Origin of the sequence: Photorhabdus australis DSM 17609 (assembly GCF_000711895.1) — a bacterium.
In the GTDB taxonomy this organism is placed as follows: Bacteria; Pseudomonadota; Gammaproteobacteria; order Enterobacterales; family Enterobacteriaceae; genus Photorhabdus; species Photorhabdus australis.
The window spans coordinates 1-24371 of sequence record NZ_JONO01000031.1 but is presented as its reverse complement, the minus strand read 5'-3'; the positions used below and the strand labels follow the sequence as shown (position 1 = coordinate 24371).

18 protein-coding genes are annotated in these 24371 nt (G+C 40.1%); 2 read left to right on the top strand and 16 right to left on the bottom strand.

Annotated elements, in window-relative coordinates; all coding sequences use genetic code 11:
- Nucleotides 1–37: 37 nt before the first annotated feature.
- From brxC to BO26_RS10360, 3 genes are read right to left on the bottom strand one after another with little or no spacing between them, the layout of a single operon-like run.
- Nucleotides 38–3679 (bottom strand): BREX system P-loop protein BrxC, encoded by a 3642-nt coding sequence (gene brxC, locus BO26_RS10370; RefSeq protein ID WP_036771207.1) that lies wholly within the window; start codon nt 3677–3679, stop codon nt 38–40.
- Between the two features lie 11 nt (nt 3680–3690).
- Entirely contained in the window at nt 3691–4293 is a 603-nt protein-coding gene (locus tag BO26_RS10365) for a DUF1788 domain-containing protein (RefSeq protein ID WP_036771206.1), read from the bottom strand.
- Nucleotides 4290–4892: a DUF1819 family protein gene (locus BO26_RS10360; protein WP_036771205.1), complete on the bottom strand. Its 603-nt coding sequence runs from the start codon at nt 4890–4892 to the stop codon at nt 4290–4292. The genes BO26_RS10365 and BO26_RS10360 overlap by 4 nt, the downstream gene beginning before the upstream one ends.
- A gap of 430 nt (nt 4893–5322) precedes the next feature.
- Here BO26_RS10360 and BO26_RS10355 point away from each other — a divergent pair, with 430 nt between their 5' ends.
- Entirely contained in the window at nt 5323–5517 is a 195-nt protein-coding gene (locus BO26_RS10355; protein WP_074439152.1) for a hypothetical protein, read from the top strand.
- Between the two features lie 18 nt (nt 5518–5535).
- Here the strand turns inward: BO26_RS10355 and BO26_RS10350 are convergent, their stop codons facing one another.
- The 8 genes from BO26_RS10350 to BO26_RS24860 form a co-directional block, all read right to left on the bottom strand.
- Nucleotides 5536–6573 carry a DUF2156 domain-containing protein gene (locus tag BO26_RS10350; protein WP_036771203.1) on the bottom strand — a complete coding sequence of 346 codons (1038 nt, stop codon included), beginning with the start codon at nt 6571–6573 and terminating at the stop codon, nt 5536–5538.
- Nucleotides 6557–9124: an aminotransferase class III-fold pyridoxal phosphate-dependent enzyme gene (locus BO26_RS10345; protein WP_036771202.1), complete on the bottom strand. Its 2568-nt coding sequence runs from the start codon at nt 9122–9124 to the stop codon at nt 6557–6559. Before BO26_RS10345 ends, BO26_RS10350 begins: the two co-directional genes overlap by 17 nt.
- A gap of 88 nt (nt 9125–9212) precedes the next feature.
- Entirely contained in the window at nt 9213–10259 is a 1047-nt protein-coding gene (locus BO26_RS10340) for an acyl-CoA/acyl-ACP dehydrogenase (protein ID WP_051690944.1), read from the bottom strand.
- Between the two features lie 48 nt (nt 10260–10307).
- The gene (locus tag BO26_RS10335; protein WP_036771200.1) at nt 10308–11204 is read right to left on the bottom strand and encodes a hypothetical protein; all 897 of its coding nucleotides are present in this window, start codon (nt 11202–11204) and stop codon (nt 10308–10310) included.
- Between the two features lie 47 nt (nt 11205–11251).
- On the bottom strand, nt 11252–11623 hold the full coding sequence (locus tag BO26_RS10330; protein ID WP_236637425.1) for a hypothetical protein: 372 nt from the start codon (nt 11621–11623) through the stop codon (nt 11252–11254).
- A gap of 4 nt (nt 11624–11627) precedes the next feature.
- Complete coding sequence (locus tag BO26_RS10325; protein ID WP_036771198.1) at nt 11628–12464, bottom strand: alpha/beta fold hydrolase; 837 nt, start codon at nt 12462–12464, stop codon at nt 11628–11630.
- Nucleotides 12465–13409: 945 nt separating this feature from the next.
- Entirely contained in the window at nt 13410–14852 is a 1443-nt protein-coding gene (locus BO26_RS10320; protein WP_051690943.1) for a M28 family metallopeptidase, read from the bottom strand.
- Between the two features lie 332 nt (nt 14853–15184).
- Nucleotides 15185–15376: a hypothetical protein gene (locus tag BO26_RS24860; RefSeq protein ID WP_477707020.1), complete on the bottom strand. Its 192-nt coding sequence runs from the start codon at nt 15374–15376 to the stop codon at nt 15185–15187.
- A 48-nt stretch (nt 15377–15424) separates the two neighbouring features.
- On the opposite strand from BO26_RS24860, the gene iclR reads away from it, so the two are divergent.
- Nucleotides 15425–16255, top strand: a complete 831-nt coding sequence (gene iclR / locus BO26_RS10315; RefSeq protein ID WP_012776611.1) for a glyoxylate bypass operon transcriptional repressor IclR — start codon at nt 15425–15427, stop codon at nt 16253–16255.
- Nucleotides 16256–16519: 264 nt separating this feature from the next.
- Here the strand turns inward: iclR and BO26_RS10310 are convergent, their stop codons facing one another.
- From BO26_RS10310 to metA, 5 genes are all read right to left on the bottom strand, one after another.
- Nucleotides 16520–17089 (bottom strand): hypothetical protein, encoded by a 570-nt coding sequence (locus BO26_RS10310; RefSeq protein ID WP_036771197.1) that lies wholly within the window; start codon nt 17087–17089, stop codon nt 16520–16522.
- Nucleotides 17090–17508: 419 nt separating this feature from the next.
- A complete protein-coding gene (gene aceK, locus BO26_RS10305) occupies nt 17509–19266 on the bottom strand; it encodes a bifunctional isocitrate dehydrogenase kinase/phosphatase (RefSeq protein WP_036771196.1) in 1758 nt (585 codons plus the stop codon).
- Nucleotides 19267–19317: 51 nt separating this feature from the next.
- Nucleotides 19318–20619, bottom strand: coding sequence for an isocitrate lyase (gene aceA, locus BO26_RS10300; protein WP_036771195.1), 1302 nt, complete (start codon nt 20617–20619; stop codon nt 19318–19320).
- Nucleotides 20620–20682: 63 nt separating this feature from the next.
- The gene (gene aceB / locus BO26_RS10295) at nt 20683–22281 is read right to left on the bottom strand and encodes a malate synthase A (RefSeq protein ID WP_036771194.1); all 1599 of its coding nucleotides are present in this window, start codon (nt 22279–22281) and stop codon (nt 20683–20685) included.
- Nucleotides 22282–22565: 284 nt separating this feature from the next.
- Nucleotides 22566–23495 carry a homoserine O-acetyltransferase MetA gene (gene metA / locus BO26_RS10290; RefSeq protein WP_036771193.1) on the bottom strand — a complete coding sequence of 310 codons (930 nt, stop codon included), beginning with the start codon at nt 23493–23495 and terminating at the stop codon, nt 22566–22568.
- Nucleotides 23496–24371: the final 876 nt, after the last annotated feature.

The window sequence follows — 24371 nt, the reverse complement described above, 5'->3', positions numbered from 1 at the left end:
AATCCTTGCAGGCGTGATAAACGCCCGCCCGATTAAGTCACTGGAGGCGAACACGATCACCGGCTTTGAGCGCATCGAATAACGTCTTACGTAGTTGCTCAAGCGCCTTTTCCATCTGCTCGGTCGTTTCTAATACATCCCCACCAACGGCTTTTTTCATTTCGCGCGTAGCGTGGATTGCAAGCGTCTTTTTCAAAACAGGTACAGGCTGTACGGTAGGCGGGCCAGATACCGGTATCACTGGCAATCGCTGCCCATCATGGCTAATGGATTTCTCTATCATCTGACGTTTTTTCAACTGCTCATCAATCCAACCGTTCATTAACTGTTCAGCCTGTCCTTGCTGTAACTGGACCTCACTTTGCTCATGATAGATCTCAGGTATCGACTGTGTATTAACTACACGCTCACGACTTTGCTGCATTGGATACAAAGCTCGATTCAGCAATGAATCAGGTGCCTGACTCTGTTGCACCTGTTTTTTAACTTCTTCAATGCGGGTATCAATACGCTGCAAACCGTATTCACGGGCTTCGGTTAACAAACGCTGATTCACTTCCTGCACCTGTTCAATTAGCGGAACAATACAGCGGAGCTGAGAATAAGGCTTTGCCATTTGGTAAATGTGGCTTAGTTTAGTCAAAGCTTGATGAGCCTTTTCATCTTTTTCTAACGCGCTACGATTAGCCTTAAAGCTGCCATTTAGCACCGTTGCCAACTGCTGCCAAGACTGGAGCTGATTACCATAAAAATCACTGATATCATCACGTGTTTCAGCAAAGTCTGCCAACGCGTTAGATTCATCGATCACTTTCTCCACCAGCGAAAAAGCTTCTTTCTGCGACAAAAGCAACTTAATCAGCCGAAGCCCTTCCTGAATCTCTTTTTCTCCGGGGAACTGCCCTGTTTGAATGGTGATTTGATAGCCGACATACTCACGTTCCCAACGTTCCAAAGTGGTACGAATATGCTTTGCCAATCCTTGTTCTTCGCGTTCATTGAAAGACTCCTGCGCAACACTGTTCATGATATGTGCTGCCTTGCGCAGTTGTTCCTCATCATGCTGACGGACTTTCAGCAAACGTAGCTCACTATGCCGACGCGTATTCGTGAACACATCCCACGCCTGTTTCAGGCTGATTTGATTATTTTGCAGGGTAAAATTGATTTTGCCTGAACGAGCCAAACGCGCGACCAACAATTTGACCTCGTCCTCTGGCCAGCCAAAGGGACGCCGTCCAAAGTGATTAAGTACATCCCGCAGGTAAACCGGCTTATGATAATCGACACTCATGCTAATCCAGGCTTCGACTTCTCGCGTAGCTTCTGGATTACCTTCCTCAGAGCACATATCAAGATTGATTTGTGCAAAATCTTCTATGGTCAGAAGCGAATGAATTTCGCGATTGATATCACTACTTGTTGGACGCAGCAATTTAAGTTTAGCGAAACTATTTTCAATGACATATCTACAGGCTTCATCCACGATGACTATTGGTGAGGCAAATTTTTTCGGTAAACGGACACCAATAGCATAAACCGTTGCTTCAGCTAGCAGCTGTTCAATACGCACACGTAATGTTTTTTCACGACTCTGGTTTTCGCGATCCTTTTCCTTCAACAGCACATTTTGTTCTGGTCGCTGCCCAAATTGCTTGTTAAGGAAACTGTCTGTCTGCACCGTTAGTTGCAAATCTTTCCACACCAGCAATTCATCAGCCAGTCGGATCAAGATACAACCGTTACCTTCAGCAGAATAAGGAATACAGGTAATATCATCGCGATAATGGTTATAGCAAGTATCCAGCGGGGTTAATATTTTCACCACTAAATCTTCCAGATGGGCGCCGTCTAAAGGGTGTCCATTACAGAAGCGGCTTATCGGGAAATCCTGCTTATTCACCGGATAACGATATTTACGGTTTTTGAGCAAGTCATCAAAAATGAGGCTTGAGAGGCGGCGATTGATCGTGGTGTATTCTACTTCCACATTACGAATTTCATTCTCAATCTCTTTTTCTTCGTTCGTTAAGAACAAATATTCATCACCGCTACGGGCAATCAGCATTTGATTTTCAAGGCGCTGAAGGCTGGCCTCAAGCTGACGACGTAATGTGATTTTATCCGTATCAATCCGGTCGATTGTCAGAGTCACCAGATTATCTAAGGTGCTTTTTAGCAGATTAACATAGCGAATTAAGAATAGTGTCTTAAGCAGTTGGATATCCTGTTCATAGAGACCTAATCCCTCTGCTTGCTCAATAGTTCGCTTAACTGTAGGTTCCAGAAAACCCTCAATGGGTGCATAGAAACGCCAGAAAGGGATCAACGTATTTAAATCATCCGACTGAACCTGTTGTGCCGCCGACTGAAACGCCGCCAGCAAGGAGCGCTCCCCCATGGCTAAATGTTTGCCCGTTGCCCCTTTGGTACGAATAGACTCAAACACTTTTTGTACCAGCTGAAAATGCCAAGGTACAAATGGGTAGTTATCAACAAATTCAGATGATTGCGTATAGGGCTTCAGAGTCGCCTTGGTCGTTGCATCAAAACCAAGCTGATTACGTAAAATGTCACCCTTCTGGGCAAAAATGGTTTGCAATGCTTCAACCGCTGATTCGGTTTTGGTTAACAAGCGCTTTTGAATAACTTCAGCGGTGTTTGAACTGGAAAGCTGTAAACGCGTCGGGAATCGGCCCTGAATCTTAGAGAAATCCAAGCCATCACGATGCTTTATATCACCAATAGCGGCATCGATATCCGCTTGCGATGTAACAATAACCCACGCTCGGCCACTACAAATCGTGCCAAGATTCTCAGTAATCGTCTGTAACTTCAGCATCATTTGGGTATTTTTGCCAATAAACTGACCGACTTCATCGATCATAAACAAGATGTTGCCATTCCCACGGCTATCCAAGTACTCTTTCACCCACTTGCAAAAGTTAGTGATATCTAAAGGAAAATTTGCATCAAACTGCTCCGCCCATTGGCGCGATGATTCCTCACTTTGCCCGCTGGCTACACTCAATGCCTGTGCCATTTCATCACGGAAAAAATCGTAAGCATCTCGCTCAGTTTCCCACGATGAGCCACTGATAGCGGCAAAAGCATCTTTAAACGCTTGATACTGCCCACGGCGGTCAAGTTCACGCTCTAAATGCGCGATATGTGGGAAATCTGCACAGTAACCTACGCGTTCGTTAAACACTTTTAGAAAGACTTTCAGGATCGCATCCTCACGATCATCTGCATTAGCACGGGAATCAATATTGAACAAAAGCACTTCAGCCGGATACTGCACCGCTTTGCGAATATCAGCTAATAACAACGCATCTTCTACCTTGTCTTCAAAAAAAGACAACGCACTACGTCTATCACCATTGTGGATAACCTGCCGGTTGGCCAGCAAATAAGATAATATTTTGATGAAATGGGATTTACCTGAACCAAAGAAGCCAGAAACCCAAACACCAATCTTATTCTCAACCCGGCTCCGTTCTGAACCAACAGCGGGTAAATAAGCGGCAAAAAAAGCACGGAAATGACGATCAAGCTCATGCGTAATGACATATTCATCTAATTCAATGTAAGCGCTTTCATTGTCAATTTGTTCGGCTTTCACCACCCCGTTAATATTTCGGGTTAGCGGTTTGGTAAAGATTTGTTCAATATTCATCACTGTACTCTTCAATGATTATCCAGCAATACCGCAGGGCCTGTTTCAGGAACCAATCGGAATGCACGATAGTAGTTACGGGAATCAATACCCGCGAGAGGTGTCAGGTCATAGCCGCTGTAGGTTCCCGGATAAAACATCAACAAAGGCGTAAAGCCCATGACATCCTGTAAGGCACTCATCAATTCGTGACCACGCACAAAAGGCCACGCATTCCCCAAACCTGAAATAATCGCTAGTTCCTGATCTTTTAAAGAAGTGGTATTAGCAATGTGCTCCGCTATTTTTTTCTGACTGAGTAAACCGGAAAGCTGCTTCTTCATCGCTTCAGTACCCATCTGTTTTTCGCGCTCACAAACACGTTCAAATAAATTCCGCGCTTCCAACATATCAACCAATATCCTGAAGATATTTAGATGAACAAATGTGCGTTTCTTCTCCAACCGTTTAACCAGATATCGCAAGAATTCCCGCACCCGAATTTCTTTTTCAGCCGGATAATCAAAAATCCAAAAACTGATTTCATTGCCGGGGCGAGTATTACGTGGGATTCCCTCCATCTCTATGCGAGATTCAATTTGGGCTAGTCGGTATTCCAGAACCTTATCAATCACTGTCTTCCCTCCATGAGAGGAATCAAATCGCTGCGTTCAAGACGTATTAACAGATCATGAATTTCAGGTAGCAGAAACACGGTTTGCAGATGGCGACGGCAAGGAGCATCAAGATAACGGGCTTCACTTAACGCCTTTATCGCGTTATTGCCCATTTTCTTTAATGAAGACTCTGAAAAACCCGTTAGCTCAGGATGAACCCGACGTTGATCTTCAACAAAAACCTCCCATACATTAGCCGGTAAGGACTCACGAAATTGGCGTTTGGCATCATTTACCACCAATGAAATAAAAGCGGCGACTACAGGTGACTGCAACATCAACGCCACCATTAAGCACTGTTGACGTTCGCGTTCACTCCCATGTGCGACCAACTCCAACCCTTTACTGTCCAACATGGATAGACGCAAACGAAGAGTATGTGCATAGCGAATCGCGGTCCTTTCCGAAGATGCCTGTAGGATATTTTCAGTGACAAGATACCGCTGCCATTGCTCTTTGCTCGGTGATTGCAACATCACCTCAGCGATTAAACAGCTTTCTCGGCTCATTAAAGAACCACCAAGGAGATCACCAATCCAGGTTTTGTTATACTTCATATCGTTTGTAACCAGTATTAAGAAATAGCCTGCTTTTGTGATGTATTTCTGTATTTCGCAAAATTAGCGGAGGTGGCTGTATTAGCTTTGATGGATCGATACCCCCAATGAAAGAGGTGAGTTATCAACACCTCACTCGCTTGAAAAAATTTCTCATCTTTCGTGTGTTTTTCTGAAATTAAATAACCTCACCAATAGCTAAATTATTAGAAAAATAGACCTATATATTGATAACAAAACAATATATACCCAATAGATTTATAGAATATACCGCCAATTAATTAGCATATAGCGCAATCAGTTTCAAATTTTACTGGTGCAAATAATGCGATAATTAATTAAAAAACTTCCAAAAGAACTCTATAAGATAATATTGATGAAATAAGGATTTGAAAGAATCGACAGAATTAGGAATATTAATAAGCAAACAATGTTCACAATGACAGGTGATCATTCTGGTACTGCCAATACCATCCTGATCACCTGTCGTTCAACGTTAGAAAATACTTTTTATATACCTGTTATCTTTCAAGTTACCTCTTTGTTGGCTGCACTCACTCACCCCGGTCACATAGTCATCTATGCTCCCGGGGATTCGCTCCCTTGCCGTCGCGATGCATCTTGAAATCTATTGGGTATAGCATCAAATGCTGTTGGTCGTTCGCAATGTTGACCACAATGCTTTCATTGCCTTTCCTTTAGGGAAAGCAATATATTCCGGCTCAATTAACGACGGCCGCCAGCTCATTTTATATTGGCGTTGCGAAGCGGCAGGATAAACAATGCCGCCTTTTGATGACATCCATTTGGCAATTTTATGGAACATTGCCGAGTCGTTGAAGCAACTATCCTCACCGAATTCCACCAATGGCGTGAAGCCCAAATGAAGATAAGAAACTGCCCCCTCTGTCAGGAAGTCATTGATCGCCGTTTCATTAATAAACTGCATGGTTCCATCGGGTATATCTGGTTTTTTTCGAGATAGATTATGAAACCACCCCGATGTCTCCCCCCAAGTGTAACTATAAACAATATATGCCTGGATCTGTTCTCCCCGAGTTGCAATATATACTCTGTGCTCACCTGAACTCACTTCGACGGTGTTAAAATCAATCACCAGTTTTTTCAGGGCCTTTGCATGTTTTTCCTTCAACCAAAGCTGATTAATCTGTTCTAGTTGTGGTTTAAGTCGATAGTATTCCTCTTGCGAACAGATCTCCCGAATAGAAATTCCTGCTCTCCTGGATTTACTAATTTTATTTCTAAGCTGCTGGAAGCGTTTGCCTGCCATGCTATATCCATCAAGGAGCACGGAATAACTCGCTCCAAGTTGGTTGACAAAAAAGCCGTTATTCCTCAACAGCGCGAAATCACTCTCATCACCATGCAGAAACACCGGAAAAGCCCGTTTTTCTTTAGTGAAGTTGAGAAATGACTGCAAAAGTGCAGCTCGTTCTTCGCCAGGTGCCAAAATACCACCCACACACATATGTAGATTTTTGTCCTGGAAAAAACCTATAGCCCCCTTTTGATTTGTAAACCAATGTGTTTCAGTATTGAACAACAAGCTACTCAATGGGTGCTTAGAATAGCAAAGCACTTTTCTGAGATGACTATTGCCAAGAACATCCTGAGCGTTCCCAGTGGTAATAACCTGAGCAACATCAGGCAACATGCTCATAACGTTCACCTTGATCATTTCGGGTATATTGGACAGGGACGAACCCATGCTTTCTTGCGATATCCCGGATAGCTAATGCGTCATTGTAATCAATAGATTTACCGATACTTTGATGCACAGTGACTCCTTCAAGTGCAACAGCAATAGTTTCCGACAAACAGGCGAGATTTACCCCCGCAGGCACGTCGATCAAGTTGCAATCGCTGTAGATAACTTTCTCAGGCTGATGGACCAAACCGCCCTCATAAATATGACGGTTGCCATCACGAATGAAATCGAAAGGTCTGGCTGCATCAAAAACGATGGCGGAACCTTTTAAATAATGGGTATTTAAGAAAGGCTTACCTTCGCTGGTTGCTGAGACGATAAAATCAGCCTGGCTCAAGGATTGTTCATAACTTTCTATCGCTTCCAAACCAAGAGTTCCAATGACTTCAAGAAGTTGCTCATGCAAGACGCGAGCATCTGTCACACCTGGATTTTGTTTAAACAGCCATTTTTTTATCTTATCCATAACAGAGTCTGGCTGGATAACATCGTGAGTCTTTAACACCGAGGAAAGCAGCGCTTTAGTCAGTTCTGAGAGCAGTATGCGTGCTTTGTTAGGTCGGCTAACCAAGATAATTCGACCAAAGTTATGGGCCAAACCCGTCACTGACAACCTACCAACAGACCCCCTGGCACCAACCACCGCCAAAGTTTGCCGATGTGCATTTTCGGTCAGCATTGATCGGATACCTTCAACCACTGCCATCGCTGTGAGCGAGTTACCATTAGTCAATATCCGGCCCTGCCGATTATTCACCAGGCTATTACCTCCGTCAGTAATAACAGAAGTGTAAGCACCTAAACCGACAATTTCAGCGCCATTTTTCTCTGCCAAATCAAGATACTCCTTCATCAAAGCAGCCCGTTCTTTGGTTGGTAATGCCATCATATCTTCAGGACTGATAGGCGAGAATAAAAGCATGCCATTAACGTATGCCGTTGAGCTTTCGACACCAAACTCAACCGCGATATCAGGATTAAAATCAATAGCAGAAATTTGCATGATCCAATGACCAAGTTGTCTCTGCTGTTCCGGCGTATAATTTTCCTTTATTGACAGGCAATAAGAATGCGAAAATTCACTAACCGAGGTTGAATGAATCAAGAAAGCGAATTTCTTCCCCTCAACCAATTGAGGAACAGGCGCTTTCATCTGAGCAATATTGTTGTTCACTGAAATCGGATAGCTGACCGAAGGTAATGGCAGATCGGTTACCGGCATGTCTATCAAGTGGGCAAACAGAATGTCATATCGTCCATTCCGAACCAGGTTACAGACTTCATCAAAAGCCGCAAAGAATGTCTTAATATCTTCTTTGGAAACGTTAAGCGGTGGCTCAAAACGTACAGAGCAAGGACGAGACATTAACGGCATGGTGAAAATACCGTAGTGTTTCAATAAGAAACTACAAATGATATAAGCCAGACCACCACTTCTTTGGCTAAAGTTGATAAATATGTTGGAAGTCGCTTTGCTGTCCTGTATTTCAAGGCCACGCATCAACCCAGCACCTTGCCAGCAAAAATGTTCTGGATATTTAGCCGATAATTGTTCAAGGCATTCATCAACATAACCGCTAACTTCCTGAACGTGCGTTAATGCCTTGCCATCATCTTTAGTCAGATGCTGGATAACGGCAATTCCCATCGTCGCGGCCAGAACATTATTGGCAAAAGTGGAACTGTGTTTCTTATCGAATTCAGACAAATAAAGCTCATTTGAATACAACATCGCACCAATCGGTGACATACCTGCACCCAACGCCTTAGAAAACAGAATCACATCCGGTTTCAGAGAGTAAAGTGTAGCTGCACAGAATGCCCCCAACCTGCCGATACCCGTCTGAACTTCATCAAATACGGATAATGTGCCATTTTCCTTACATAATTTCAGAATACGAGACAATGTATCCGATGGAATGATTTTCATTCCACCTTCTCCTTGTACCGGTTCAACAATAAATGCGGCGAATTCTCGGCTCTCCAGCTTTCTTTTAATTTCAGCCAAATCTTCACTATCGACATGTTCATACAGTTTATCATCGTGAATGAAATCAGCTTTAAACCGATTTGATCCTGTAGCGGATAACGCCGAATAAGTTTTGCCATGAAAACTACGATGCAAACTCAAAATACTTTTTCTGCCAGTCACTAAGCGCGAAAACTTAATCGCAGCTTCTACGGTTTCAGCGCCACTATTAGTAAAAACGCAGTGGGTATATTTCTTATTATCTATTTGCTCGGCAAGCATTTCAGCCAATAATCGTACCTTTTTGTGAATATTGGGCTGAACAAAAATGGCCTCTTTATTTTTAATGAATTTGTCGATTTCAGAAATAGCGAAATCGGGATTATGCCCAAATGGTAATGCCCCATATTGAGCCAAAAAGTCTTTAACAACCCGGCCATCCGATAATGTAAGCCGGTTATCTTGAGCTGACTTGATATCCAGCTCAAGGCCCACAGAGTTTAATAAACTCTCACGATATTGATTAACAAACATAGTTCTCTCTCTTTTTTTAGGTGCACAAAGTCATGCTGTAAACAGCATGGAAAAATACTTGAGTAAAATTAAGTGATCTAAAAATTAATTAAATTTGCTGCATTATTTGGCTAACCATCTGGAACTCTCCTATGGGATGAAATTTGAATAACTGTACCGCAGAGTAGAAATTCATAATTTCTGGCGTTGTCATTACCTGAATACCACCACAACATCGGAGTATGAAACTGGCGGTTTCTTCGAGGATCTTTTCCAGGGTATAGCGCAGTGCCAGGATGTTACGAATGGCATTTTCATCCCTGTGGGCATCATGGGCTACAGTTAACATCTGACCGAGAATCGCATTAATCTTATAATCAGCTTGGGTTAAGGTATATTTAATTGATTGCTGTTCGGCTACTCTCCCAGGAATAAAACGGGCAAGCCCATTAAGAATTCCTGAATACGTATTAGCAGCAAAGTAATTAAATAATGATAAACCGTAAGAAAGTACAACCTGCTGTTCAATTCCCTTATAGTGGGAAAGGAGTTGCGGCAAAACTTCGGTATCCGAAAATTTGACTTCCTGGTTATCACTTTCAAACAAAACCTTCAACCGCCAGAAAGGAATAATATTAATATTCTGAGCCGATTTAGCAATCAGTACGACTCTCATTTCATTGTCATTATCGGTATCACTGACCGATAACACATAATAATCAGCAATAGAAGACAGAGAACAAGGTTTCTTCGAACCATTAACAAACAGCTTTCCTTCCTTAGAATGCATTTTAAGTGATGGTGAAAAAATATTTGTCCCCGGCAGACCTTCAGCAAAAGCAGAAGCGACCAGCACTTCTGAAGCCATAACTTCATTTAACAATTTATTATTATCTTCGAATATGTCAGGAAATTTAGCACAAGCCAGCACAATATGATTATGCATGGTTAAAGCAATACCGATTGAGGGCAACCATGAGGATACCTCACGGATTGTATTACCCACCTGGCAAAGTCCCTCTATATTGGATTGAGCCACCAAACGCAGGCATTGTGAAGCAGCGCCAGAACCCAGCAATAATTTCTTCAACCCTTCAGGCGTTAAGTTCTGGCATTTCTCGCTACTTTTCCTAATTTCTTCAACAATATCTGTCATTTTCAACTCTCCTCTCAACACCCAAACAACTCACTACAAACTTAATATCTACACTAAACCCATATACTCAAGGCGGGACTGCTGCATCTGCTCAACCAGGAAATGAGACAACTCAAGGCGAGATTCCACGGTAGATTCAGACAACAATACCCCTGGCGCCAGCTCATAACCTTCAATAAAGCGCAAATTACTTTGCATTCCTCGTTGATAAAACATTTCACGTTCCACAAACAGATCATCAACAGATACCTGGTTCCACAACGCCAATCCTTCTTCAATACATTCAAGGGCCGACTGTTTTAAAGAATGGTCATTTTCGATAGCTGTTTTGACCATGTTTGCACAGACGGTCAGATGTCTTAATTCATCAGCGTTAGCTCTGGCTTGTGTCTCGGCTGCCGCAATATCAAAAGGGCGCCACTTGATCTCACTGAGTTCTGATGTTGGTGCCAGCACACCTTCCAGCACGACAGTAATAATCAGCACACCTGCGATATAGTCATTTTTCAGCACCACCCATTTGTCAAAATAAGTTCTCAATGTCTCCAACATATTGGTCATTTTTCCCCGTAGGAGACTTTCCATTTTACCGGCCACATTATTGATATCTGCGAAACCTATTTTAACCAGATGTTCTCTAAATAATTTAGCATGTCTGCCTTCGTCAAATATTTGAGTCAGCATATAATCAAAATTAATGCTATCTGGGGCCTTATCCGCAAGCAATAGCAAGGCTTTAGTCGCTTCATATTCTGAAATCGATTTGAAAGAAAGCTCCCTAATCAAAGATTCCCTCAAATCACCAGGCAAATAAGTTAATTTAGGATCATTGGCGTAACTGGTCTTTTTTCTTTGTTCAACCTTTACCTGTTCAGCAAACCACTCATCTAATCCCCACTCCTTAGCCTGCATTTCTATTTCCGATGCCTGTTTAATTAAACCCATGATGTAAAACCCTCTTTAAATAACGCATCTCTCTGTAATAATTTACTTTAATGAACAGTTGGCTGTTTAAACACATTAATTGATAACTTAGGGAAATTGCCTAGTACTCCTCTGTCTAAGCAGATATGAACAAATAACGCAATAACACTGTAATTATCCTTAAATAACCATAACCAGAGCAAACTCATTATGCTAATCGTAAATAAATTGTGGCAAATATTATAAACGGTATAAAAACCCGCTGGAGGAACCTCTTTTTTATTCAGCAAACTCCAAATTCGTCCTGGGTAATAACCAATAATATCAATCAGAAAAAATAACAAAATAAATTGCCACCAGCTTATATAGTCCACAAGTTGCCAAGTCAGAAACAAACTAATAAAAAACAACCCCAGAAATTCCCAACGCAACATTTTCATTGTGTTAATCATTTTTATTCTCCAGCATTTTTATTTTCATAATTTTAATAATCTCTCCTGGCTGCTTAATCCAGGCACTATGAGGATTGCCCTTAATATCCATGGTTATTTCGCTAACTTCTGAGTGAGGTATCAACCTTGCTAATTCTTGGCTAGATTTTAACGGAGCCCAGTTATCTCCTTTGAAACATATATAAACAGCTTTGGATAAGTTATTATTCTTTTTACCTTTATAAGCACTGACATGATAATAATTTCCTGTACAGACCGTTCTGGACCAATCCCTCATCAGCCCTTTAGCTTCTCTTATGCCAAACCCAATCTTTTTTCCAGGAAGATAACCATATAACGCCGTCAGAATGTTAAAAACAACCGCTGCTGTTATTATTTGTATCTGCCCCATACCTTGCCAGTTCTTGTACCCCACATTCCCCGTCGCCACACAAAACAGAGAAAAAGATCTATCAGTTGAGCAGGCAAAAAGTGTCGCAATATGTCCACCAAGGCTGTGACCAAAAATAATAGGAATTTCTTTGGCATTTAATTCAATAGCCTTGTCCAACATTGCCGGAAGATAATCCCGTAGCAAATCGGAATAGTTATAATCATTTTCCCGGCTGGGTTTGGGTTGGCTATTTCCATAGCCTGGCATCTCAGAAGTCACAACCTGAAAACCTTCTTTTACCAACTGTTCTATTAGCGTTTCATATTTCCTAATTTCCACGCCAATCGCCGGTAACAATACGATAACCCTGCCATTACCATCTCCCTGATAAATCTCATACTTACAGAGAAATTTACCTGCCACTTTAAAACTATCACCTTTAATATTATTTTTCATATATTCGCACTCCCATTGACCTCACACTCCAGTGACTAGCATTGAAGATAAGCCCTCCCAAAAGACATTCACGCTTTGAATGCCAAATGTTAAATACTCGTCTCTTCTTTAGGGGAATCGGTGATTTTAGAACCCATAATTAATCAATATAAAATCCCCTTATACTTTCTTAGTAATAGGTCATAGATAAATCAAGAAACATATCTGATTTTACAAATTATTCGATGGAAAAATTATTTTACATGCTGCTTATGGCCTAATTTCATAAAAAAACCATTTCACATATATATTAATACATTGCGTTATGAATTAATAAGAATATAACAACCAATCTCATTAGGTCTATTTTTTGGCGGAAAAGTACTGAGTTAAAAGGTAAGAAATCATATTAAAAACTCACGCCACATCGACCAGAAAAAACGCTATCATGGGTATTTTTTTAAAATAACACTCCAAATTAACAATATAGCGCCATATATTTTAATTTTGTTATTCAAGCTATTGTAATTCACAACAAAATCACAAAATAGATATTTTAATTAAACCAAATTTTCATACTTACCTTATTACTTACAAGACTTTTAACGAAATAACAACCTGACCAATCATAAAAATAACAAAATAAATGAATTTCAAAACCAGATTATTATATGGAATGGAAAACATGATAACGAATTTAAATCTCATAAATTATATGTTCATTTATTTTCAATAAAAAACCCCAATCACCTCATATTATCAAGCAATATAAACCAGTCATTATACCTGTTATCTTTCAAGTTACCTCTTTGTTGGCTACACTCACTCACCCCGGTCACAGAGTTATCTATGCTCCCAGGGATTCGCTCCCTTGCCGTCGCGATGCATCTTGAAATCTATTGGATATATATTATTTATTTGACTGGTTTTATATTGACGTTAATGCCAATCACTAGTTTTATGGAACTAATCCGCTCTATTCCAAAAACTGGCTGTAACCAATCCTAAAAAAAGAATGAGTAGAAGAGCAAGCACACTACCCACTATATTAGCATGTAACCCGACAACAACAAGATATACAATAGGAACATAGATAATACATGTAATATAAATACAGATAATTAACAGAATCAACGCGAGACTAAATCTATTGAACTCACGCAACATTAAATCCATAAACAAAAACAACAAAACAGGTAATGTAATAAGATAAGATGCAGTAGGTACAATCAATGCTACAGCCAGGCTCAGTAATCCAGAAAATATCCTCAAAATGGTTTGTATCTTCGATACACTTTCAGATGAATGTGAAAACCATATATTTTTCACAGCTAATGATATAGAAAGTACAAATGCCAAAAACCCCGCAGAAAAGGCCACAAATGCAGGCATGATAATAAGCCCAATGTAAGGTACCGGGAAATAAACTGCATCTACACTTTCTCTGGAAAAACGTGTGACCTCTTTAATCGCAAAATGAATACCTAAATCCCGAAGCGTTCGCTGATATCGCCATAAAGTTCCAGGATTAAGATTCTCAACAGTATCACTCATACGGTGGTAATGCTCGTCACCCAGAATCGTAGCAAAATTCATCCCGGTAAACCCCATATCCAGGAAGACACTAAAATCTGTGTCATTCTTCAACATTTGATACACGATAGGACTAAATGAGAAAGCAACCGGTTTATAGGCACTACGATTCCATTCTGAGACAAGAGCAAAATTTTTCTCTGACGTCTCAAACAAAAGAGGTACGCCATTATTCCCACGAGCATCAAAGTTAAGAACAAGGTCTATTGATTGAGATGTTATTTCATCAATATTCTTAACAAAATGGCGTACTCCAAGTAACCCCAATTCTTCAGCATCCGAGAATAAAAATATCACATTATTTTTTATATCCGTTCTTTGGGAAAGATCCCGCATTAATTGAAGTACTGAGGCAATGGCCATTCCATTATCACTGGCTCCTTGCGCTGTTCTTACGCTATCATAATGCGAAATAATCAACATAGTTCCTTTTGGAGAAGGAACCTTCAGCTTTGCAATAAGATTCGTCCCACTTAATTCAGAGTGAGTAGATATTTCGTCTTCAACATTACCCTGTTCGTCTCTCACAAACTTTAATCCCAAATCATTCGCTGTGTAGTGAAATTTCTGTTCAGTGACTTTGTACCCCATCTCATTCATCTCTTTAATCAGGTAGGCCCGAACTAACTCTTGCCGTTTTGAAGCAGCAGGATGAGGTTCTGCTGCAATGACACCAAGTGTCCTCATTACATTCTTAAATCCGTTTTCTCTAAAAGATTCAACTGAAACTTTATCAGGAAGTACCAAACCGATACCCTGAATAATTGCGACAATTAAAGCAGCCAAAAAACATATAATCAGAAAAATTCGCTTCATTAAACTCTCCCATTCTAATAATAGAGGTCTATCTCCTAAAATATATATTTGAAAATTCAACCATTAATCACGACTTATTATTTTTCACATAATCAATAATACTCCACATTGTTTTTTATCATTAAAAATAAATCAATCCAAATAATTGGAATTAATTAAAAATAATATAAAACACTGCCATTAATAAGGATAGACTCCCTTTTGTAATCATACAAACAAAAAATGTTTAGGTAAAAAATTTATATTTACCCCTTCCGTTAAATCCCCAATGGAGTTATTTAAAACCCACTATTCAGATATATTATTTATACATTCTCATCACTAGAATATGATCAATATTGCGAGACAATACCTAAAAAGAGTTCTAATTCCCTTACTCCTGAAAAATCACCTAAATAAAGTAAAGCCAATGTACATGCAGAAAACGGTGGTGAATTCAAGTCACCTGAGTCGCACTGAACACATCCATACATCCACCAGTTTTTCCACACATCGGATGAGTGTTTTTCCGGTTTATCGTCCATAATAATAAATGAAAATGAATTCCATCTTATCATTCAGAGGGTATTTCGATGAGCACTGCCGTTACCATTAAAAAAACAAAAAGGATTAGAATTACAGCGAATAATGCTGCTGCTAACGGGCAGGTACAGTCATTAAGTCGCGGACTGACTCTTTTGGAATATATTTCCGAGTCACCAGGAGGTATCGCACTGACTGATTTAGCACAACAAGCCGGGTTACCAAACTCCACCACTCACCGCCTTCTAACCACTCTACAGCAACACGGTTTTGTCCGCCAAATTGGCGATTTAGGGTTGTGGGTTATCGGTTCACATACTTTTATTGTCGGCAGCAGTTTCTTACAAAGCCGAAATTTATTGGCACTTATTCACCCTATCCTCCGCCGCCTAATGGAAGATTCCGGTGAAACCGTGAATTTAGCTATTCTTGATCACAGTGAATATGAAGCGGTTATTGTCGATCAAGTACAGTGTAATGCGCTGATGAGAATGTCTGCGCCAATCGGCGGTAAGTTACCTATGCATGCTTCCGGTGCCGGCAAAGCACTCCTTTCAACACTACCAGACAATAAATTGGTTCAATTACTGCATAAGAAAGGGCTTCATTCTTACACACAATATACCAGGACCACTCCCTCCGCTTTAAAAGAAAATCTGGAGCAAACACGTAAACAAGGGTATTCATTCGACGATGAAGAACATGCTTTGGGCCTACGCTGCATTGCCGCCTGTATTTATGATGAACACCACCAAGCCTTTGCAGCTATTTCTATTTCCGGTCCAGTATCACGGATCACCGATGATCGCATCACTGAACTTGGTGCATTAGTTATCCGAGCAGCAAAAGAGATCAGTAAAGAATACGGCGGGATTCGTTAATTTTTTTTCCTTATAATCCTATTTTTCACAGGACATTGATTTTATCGTGTCCTGTATTTTCAGACCAATAAATTCAACTTAATTTATTCTCCCTCTGAAAATATCATCCACAATATAGTAGAATGATAACGAAATTATTTAGCCAGTTTGAAAACAACATAATGAAAAATAAGATAAAGAATCCGAAAAGCAATTATATTTCCGGACTCTTACATATATAGAAGAACTAGTTAATGGAACACTAATTGATGAGAGTCATCTTGATTAAATCGCTTTTGATAAATTCCAAGTTCCTGTTCCGTTACCTCGATTAGAAAGACGTGAAGTATATACATTATATACTGCACCAGAAGCAGTAGCATTGAAACAAGTATCGAGGAATCCTCCACGTACGCTATTATAACCATTCAGAAAACGGATAATATCGCCTTCACGAACTTTGCCATCATATCCATTAGTTGTATCTGAAAAAATATACCATGTCAGAGTATCAACTGGACGTGCAGCTTTATCCGCCGTATAAACATTGTAGAGTTCAGGTGACGGCGCATGACCATTAGTGCCGAGATATCCCCCATTATTTTGGTAAAGATTGAAAAGAAACACAGTATCACCACTGTAAACCTCTGTCCCTATGCCTTTTCCGCTCGCAGACAAAATTTGCCATGTCCCCGTACCTGTACCCGGAGCGCGATTCGGCGAAGCTGCCGTGTATACGTTATATTTTGCGCCTTGCGCGGTTGCATAACCATTAGTGTCCAGATACCCACCATTTCCATTGTTATAATTGTTTTTAATATGAATTTTATCACCGTATAAAATTACACTAGCCATGATTATATCCTTAAATACTTTCGCGAAGTTATATGTGTGTTATATGAGAATTTTCATGTATTTAATTTAGAGTTAAAAATATCAATTCTTTTTACAACCGCTAGCCGTGGATAAAAATCCTTGATTCCCAAACTCTATAAAATTATAGAATCACCAAAAATAAGTGGATCTATTTTTATTTCTTAAAGAAATAATTAAATATATGTTTTTAACTCACATTCCAATTATGCCTTCCTAATAAGAAATATATTTCATATTGAACCACAAGTTTATTTTTATTAGGAATATTCATACCCCGCACAAGAAAAAATAGGAATTACTTTATATTCAATTTAGAGAAATAATTTAATGAGGATAATAGTTATTAGCTATTGGTGAAAATGGCGATTGCTAACAGCAAACGCCAATCCCCAATAAAATCAGGCTGAAACTTTGGCAATAGAGTAAGTTTCTATCTCAGCACGCTGACTGAACCGCTGCTTACGACGATAGGCAAACACATCTTCCACATGACCACTTTTAATCCGCTCCTGTAGCGCTCGCCAGTAGTCTGCTTTAAATAAATCACCATGCATCTCTTCAAAATAGCGGCGAATACGATTATCAGTGCAAAGAAAATGTCGGAATTCTTCAGGAAAAATATCATTTGGCGCCACGCTGTACCACGGTTCACTGGCTAGTTCATCTTCCGGGTAACGCGGCGGAGGTATATCCCGGAAGTTAACTTCCGTCATATAACAGATTTCGTCATAGTCGTAGAACACCACACGTCCATGCCGTGTCACACCAAAGTTTTTGAACAACATATCTCCAGGGAAAATATTCGCTGCAGCAAGTTGTTTAATGGCATTACCATACTCTTCAATAGCATCTTTCAGTTTCTGTTCATCCACCTGCTCCATGTAGATATTCAGCGGTGTCATCCGACGCTCCATATACAGATGCTTGAGAAGGATCTTGCTCCCAAGATCTTCCAGTTTTTCTGGTACTTCTTTCTGCAGCTCTTCCATCAGTTCAGGGCTGATGCGAGCTTTATCAATAACGAAATTTTCGAATTCTTGTGTATCCGCCATTCGCCCAACACGGTCATGTTCTTTGACCAGACGGTAACACTCCTGCACCCGCTCCTGAGTGACTTCTTTCTGCGGAGCAAACCTGTCTTTAATAACTTTAAAAACTCTATCGAGTGAAGGTGAAGTAAATACCAGCATCACCATCCCCTTAACACCTGGAGCAATCATAAATTGCTCTTTAGAGAAGGTAATAAACGCCAGATATTCCCGGTAATACTCAGTCTTACCATGCTTCTGACAGCCAATTGCCATATAAAGCTCAGCCGTTGATTTGGCAGGCAATATTTCTCTTAACCACTCAACTAACGCAGCAGGCAAGGGGGCATAAACCATAAAATAGGAACGAGCGAAACCAAATACAATACTGGCATCAGCATGATCAGTTAGACAGGTATCAATAAAAATCCCGCCGGATTCGTTATGATGGATCGGCAACAAGAAAGGATAAACTTTATTTTCAATTCGAATTTTACCTACCAACCAGGCCGCTTTATTACGATAGAACAGTTCATTAGCTATCTGAAAAGTCGCCTGTAATATTTCTCCATCTGCAAATGTTCTTTGTAAATAATCCGTGACATAACAAACATCTCTTTCCAGATCTTCCCAGGGCAGACGCAGCGGCAAATCATTAAGCATTGTTCGTAACATTGACGCAAGATTGCCATCAGGGAAAAAGTCACGCGATAGCGGACGAGGAATATCCCGAAATCTGCGAACAGGCTGAGAAGTAAAAATATATAACTTATCTGGCGTCAAGTTACGGTGTTCAAACAGACGACAATAAACAGAATTAAAAAAGCTCTCTGCAATTTCAAACCGGGGATAATCTGGTAATAAACTAGTATAAACAATCTTTACTTTGGCAATATAGTCTTCATCATATCCCAAATCACCATGTATACATTTAAGCTGTTCAACAACCAGACCAACATGATGATCATAAAGATTAATACGCTTCTTCATGGCCTGCTGAACAGCGTGCCAGTCAGCCTGTTCAAAGCGCTGCTGTGCGCCTGAAGTTACTTCCAGAAAGCGACCATATTGTGCATCGAATCCCTGTAAAATAGTCTGCGCTATCAGATGTGCTAAATCTATCCCCATCGCAACTCCTCAATATATTCAGCCTGCAATAGGCAGGCTGAATAGAAACAATCAGAACTGCTGTTCTTCCGTGGAACCAGTCAATGCGGTGACTGACGAGATACCACCCTGAATAATTGTTGTGACTTTATCGAAATAACCCGTGCCAACTTCCTGTTGATGAGAAGAGAAGGTATAACCACGCTCAATGGATTCAAACTCTCTTTCCTGTACTTTCTCCACATAATGTCTCATGCCTTCACCCTGCGCATAAGCATGTGCCAGGTCAAACATGTTAAACCACATGCTATGAATACCCGCCAAAGTAATAAACTGGAATTTATAGCCCATTGCCGACAGTTCATCCTGGAAACGCGCAATAGTTTTATCATCCAAATTCTTTTTCCAGTTGAATGATGGAGAACAGTTGTAAGCCAGCAACTTACCGGGATATTCAGCATGAATCGCCTCAGCAAAATGACGCGCCATTTCGATATCAGGTGTTGATGTTTCACACCACACCAAGTCAGCATACGGTGCATAAGCCAAACCACGACTGATCGCCTGATCGATGCCTGCTCTGGTACGGAAAAATCCTTCAGTAGTCCGCTCGCCAGTAATAAATTCACGATCATAAGTATCACTATCAGAAGTCAGTAGATCAGCCGCATCAGCATCTGTACGGGCAATTAACAGCGTTGGTACGCCAGCAACATCCGCCGCCAGACGCGCAGCAACTAATTTCTGAATAGCCTCTTGTGTCGGAACCAAAACTTTACCACCCATATGGCCACATTTTTTCACCGCAGCCAGTTGGTCTTCAAAATGAACCGCCGCCGCACCAGCCTCAATCATCGCTTTCATCAATTCAAAAGCATTTAAAACACCACCAAATCCTGCTTCCGCATCTGCCACAATTGGCAGGAAATAATCGATATATTCCTGACTATCAGTACCATTTGCCCATTGAATCTGATCTGCGCGACGGAAACTGTTGTTAATACGTTTTACCACCGCCGGAACCGAATCCACCGGATAAAGAGACTGATCCGGGTACATGCTGGATGCAGTATTAGCGTCAGCCGCAACCTGCCAGCCAGAAAGATAAATCGCCTCAATCCCCGCTTTTGCCTGCTGTAATGCCTGTCCACCGGTCAATGCACCCAATGAGTTCACATAACCTTTCTTTGCCTTACCATGCAGCAATTCCCACAGTTTTTTGGCCCCCAGTTGTGCCAATGTATGCTCAGGATTAACCGAACCACGCAATTTCACCACATCTTCCGCGCTGTACGGGCGGATAATCCCTTTCCAACGGTCACTTTTCCATTCCTGTTCCAGTTGAGCGATTTGTTGAGTTCTGGAGATTGTCATGACTTCTACTTCCTATCTTTATTAAATTAATCGGATAAATGGTGTTTTGTTATTATTCGTTGCTTAGTCAAGCAATTGATATCCCGGTAAGGTCAGGAAATCTATCAGCTCGTCCTGAGTGGTAATGCGTTCCATCAACTTAGCCGCATCACCAAATCGCCCTTGGCTGAAACGTGTTTCTCCAACCTCTTGCTTAATGACTTCCATTTCCTCTGCCAACATTTGTCTGAACAAGCTTTTTGTAATCTTTTTACCGTTGGATAATGATTTTTCATGATGAATCCACTGCCAAATGGAAGTCCGGGAAATTTCTGCTGTCGCCGCATCTTCCATCAAGCCATAGATAGGTACACATCCATTGCCTGAAATCCAAGCCTCAATATATTGAACCGCTACGCGGATATTGGCTCGCATACCTTCCTCAGTACGATCCCCGGGGCAAGGTTCCAGTAATTGATCCGCTGTAATTGATGCATCTTCTTCACGGAAGATATCTAGCTGATTTTGTCGTTCTGCCAGGACCTTATTGAAAATTTCCATCACTGTGTCGGCAAGACCTGGATGGGCAATCCATGTACCATCATGGCCATTACGTGCTTCCAGCTCTTTATCCGCCCGAACTTTATCTAGTACCCAGTTGTTGCGTTCAATATCTTTACTGGGAATAAAAGCAGCCATTCCGCCCATCGCAAATGCTCCGCGCTTATGGCAAGTTTTGATCAGTAAGCGGGAATAAGCACTGAGGAAAGGTTGATCCATCGTGACTGATTGACGATCAGGCAAAACCCGATCACTATGATTTTTCAGCGTCTTAATGTAGCTGAAAATGTAATCCCAACGACCACAGTTGAGACCCACAATGTGATGACGGAGGTGGTAAAGAATCTCATCCATCTGGAATACAGCAGGCAGAGTTTCAATCAACACCGTTGCTTTGATTGTACCTCTCGGCAGATCAAAACGATCTTCTGTAAAACTAAACACATCACTCCACCACTGTGCTTCGCAGTAAGACTGAATTTTTGGTAAGTAGAAATAGGGGCCACTGCCTTTTGCCAGCAATTGTTTATAGTTGTGATAAAAATAAAGAGCAAAATCAAATAATCCACCGGCAATTGGTTCTGACTGATAGAGAACATGTTTTTCTGGTAAATGAAGCCCTCTTACTCGTGCGATCAAAACAGCAGGATCTGATCGCAACTGGTATCGTTTACCTTGATCATTAACGTAAGAAATTGTTCCATTAACAGCATCACGTAGATTTATTTGTCCTTCAATAACCTTATCCCAAGCCGGTGCTAAGGAATCCTCGAAATCAGCCATGAAAACTTTTACATTAGCATTCAAAGCATTGATAACCATTTTCCGTTCTACCGGCCCAGTGATTTCTACTCTGCGGTCACGGAGATCTGTTGGAATATTTTGAATTTTCCACTCACCATCACGAATGGAACTGGTTTCCGAAATAAAATCAGGCAATTCACCATCATCAATTTTCTTCTGCCAAATATCCCGATCGGCTAACAATTTTCTCCGTGTATCAGAAAACTGAATAATCAAGTCTGTCAGGAAATCCAACGCTTCAGATGTCAAAATCTCCTGCTCTGCTGCCCCAAATTGTTTAACAAACGATAATTCAGTCACTAAAATTTTCTGCATCATCTATCCACCCTCATTTTAAAGCGCACTTGAATAAGAGTAATAGATATTTAAAATAAATCAAAAACGATTTCCATTTTTTTGAAATTTTATTTTTATAATATTAAAAACAATTAGTTATAAAGAGAAATAACTATTTTAAATTAGAGAAATTGATTCCATAAATAACGGAATTACTTTGTTAAGTTTTTGTTATGTAAGATAAACTATAAAAATTGCGCTGTCTTAGCAGAGATGAGAAAAAATCGGGATAGTAAAGTGGCTGAGATTCAGCCACCCAGAAGGTATTAATCCAGCGTTGGATTCATATAGGTGAGATCATATGGAGTGATCTGATACACATAATAATTTAGCCAGTTGGAAAATAGTAAATGCCCATGGCTACGCCATGATGCCAGTGGTTTTCTTTCTGGATTATTATCTGGGAAATAATTCATTGGGATTTTAGGATCTAAACCTGCCGCTAAATCACGTAAATATTCACTCGCCAATGTTTCACTATCATACTCAGGATGACCGGTGACAAATACCATACGTTTATCTTTACTGGCCAACAAGTACGCTCCTGCCTCTTCAGAGCTGGAAAGAACATCCAAATCAGTATGTTCACGAATAATATGCTCAGGAAAGTCTGCATAGCGGGAATGAGGGGCAAAAAAAGATTCATCAAAACCACGAGTCAATAATGCCAGAGGGTCCAGAGTAGAGTGAGAATAAACACCGGATAATTTCACTTCTCTGGTAAATTTGGGCAAACCATACAAAATATTCAACGCAGCTTGTACCGCCCAACAAATAAACAGAGTAGAAGTCACATGCTCCTTTGCCCAACTAATGATTCTTTCGATCTGTCCCCAATATGCTACATCTTCGAATTCAACTAATCCCAACGGAGCACCGGTGACAATTAAACCATCAAAATTTTGGTGTTTTATCCGTTCAAAATCACAATAAAAATTATCCAAATGCTCAGCGGGTGTATTCCTACACTTACGGTTATCCACTCTGAGCAGTTGAATATCTACCTGTAAAGGCGAGTTGGATAGCAACCGTAAAAATTGATTTTCAGTCTCAATTTTCTTTGGCATCAAGTTAAGCAGCAATACCTTTAACGGACGTATATTTTGAATATTTGCACGAGTAGATGTCATCACGAACACATTCTCATTTCGTAAAAAATTCACTGCGGGTAGTTCATCCGGTATACAAATTGGCATGCTATGACCTCAATTTTTTTATCCATTTACACATTTAGACTTCTAGATAGCCAAATCTAACTAAGTATTAACCGAATGTCGAGGCTTTACAAGTAAGCTGAAATTATTTCATTTTTGGTCATAAATAGCTTTCCAAAATAGCGCTACACCTTACACACGCTACATAACATATAACTCTATGTATAACAATTGGTTGAAGAAAGCCACGTGTAGCAGAATTATGAAACCTTATTTATTATGACGTTCAACATGATAATAGTTAAAAAATTTTTGATATTTAAGATTAAAAATAATTTACAATTTATTCTTTAAATAAAAAAACCATAAGGTAGATTGATTCAATTACAAGATAAAATATCCTAAGATCCCATGATATTTTTAGTAAAAACAAGCGAATAATCCGACTAATAAATACAACTTTTTAGAAAAGCATTCAGTTGATATAGATAGTATCTTTATCATCACTATTTTATTAATACAGTCATAAAAACAACCAAATAAAATAAATAATAGATAATATAGTTAATTTGGCAGGATTTAAGTTATAAACAATTGATGATTATATGAAGAGGTATAAAGGGGTGTATTTCATTATGAAAGCATCTATAAATTGATTTATAAAAACAAAATGAAAAGAGAGTAATTTATAGCACCTTTGCAGGATTGCCAGGAAACCATATCTCAGACAATATGATTGTTATGAAAGAAAAGGAAAGGACTGTAATTTGAAAACAAATCATTATCAATGAGATAGAATAACCATTTGATAAAAAATTCTTATCAAAGAAAGTGATAAAATGATTGAAAAGGATAAAAAAACGTATATTTTTAATGTAGATTAAACACAAAATACTATCTATACCGAATGAACTTCAA

Coding starts and splice junctions, on each gene's coding strand:
- BO26_RS10310 (WP_036771197.1), bottom strand. CDS start 17,089: ATGGCTAGTGTAATTTTATACGGTGATAAAATTCATATTAAAAACAAT.
- iclR (WP_012776611.1), top strand. CDS start 15,425: ATGAGCACTGCCGTTACCATTAAAAAAACAAAAAGGATTAGAATTACA.
- BO26_RS10325 (WP_036771198.1), bottom strand. CDS start 12,464: ATGAAAAATAATATTAAAGGTGATAGTTTTAAAGTGGCAGGTAAATTT.
- BO26_RS10360 (WP_036771205.1), bottom strand. CDS start 4,892: ATGAAGTATAACAAAACCTGGATTGGTGATCTCCTTGGTGGTTCTTTA.
- BO26_RS24860 (WP_477707020.1), bottom strand. CDS start 15,376: ATGGACGATAAACCGGAAAAACACTCATCCGATGTGTGGAAAAACTGG.
- aceA (WP_036771195.1), bottom strand. CDS start 20,619: ATGACAATCTCCAGAACTCAACAAATCGCTCAACTGGAACAGGAATGG.
- brxC (WP_036771207.1), bottom strand. CDS start 3,679: ATGAATATTGAACAAATCTTTACCAAACCGCTAACCCGAAATATTAAC.
- BO26_RS10330 (WP_236637425.1), bottom strand. CDS start 11,623: ATGAAAATGTTGCGTTGGGAATTTCTGGGGTTGTTTTTTATTAGTTTG.
- BO26_RS10335 (WP_036771200.1), bottom strand. CDS start 11,204: ATGGGTTTAATTAAACAGGCATCGGAAATAGAAATGCAGGCTAAGGAG.
- aceB (WP_036771194.1), bottom strand. CDS start 22,281: ATGATGCAGAAAATTTTAGTGACTGAATTATCGTTTGTTAAACAATTT.
- BO26_RS10340 (WP_051690944.1), bottom strand. CDS start 10,259: ATGACAGATATTGTTGAAGAAATTAGGAAAAGTAGCGAGAAATGCCAG.
- metA (WP_036771193.1), bottom strand. CDS start 23,495: ATGCCAATTTGTATACCGGATGAACTACCCGCAGTGAATTTTTTACGA.
- BO26_RS10320 (WP_051690943.1), bottom strand. CDS start 14,852: ATGAAGCGAATTTTTCTGATTATATGTTTTTTGGCTGCTTTAATTGTC.
- BO26_RS10350 (WP_036771203.1), bottom strand. CDS start 6,573: ATGAGCATGTTGCCTGATGTTGCTCAGGTTATTACCACTGGGAACGCT.
- aceK (WP_036771196.1), bottom strand. CDS start 19,266: ATGGGGATAGATTTAGCACATCTGATAGCGCAGACTATTTTACAGGGA.
- BO26_RS10345 (WP_036771202.1), bottom strand. CDS start 9,124: ATGTTTGTTAATCAATATCGTGAGAGTTTATTAAACTCTGTGGGCCTT.
- BO26_RS10355 (WP_074439152.1), top strand. CDS start 5,323: ATGTTCACAATGACAGGTGATCATTCTGGTACTGCCAATACCATCCTG.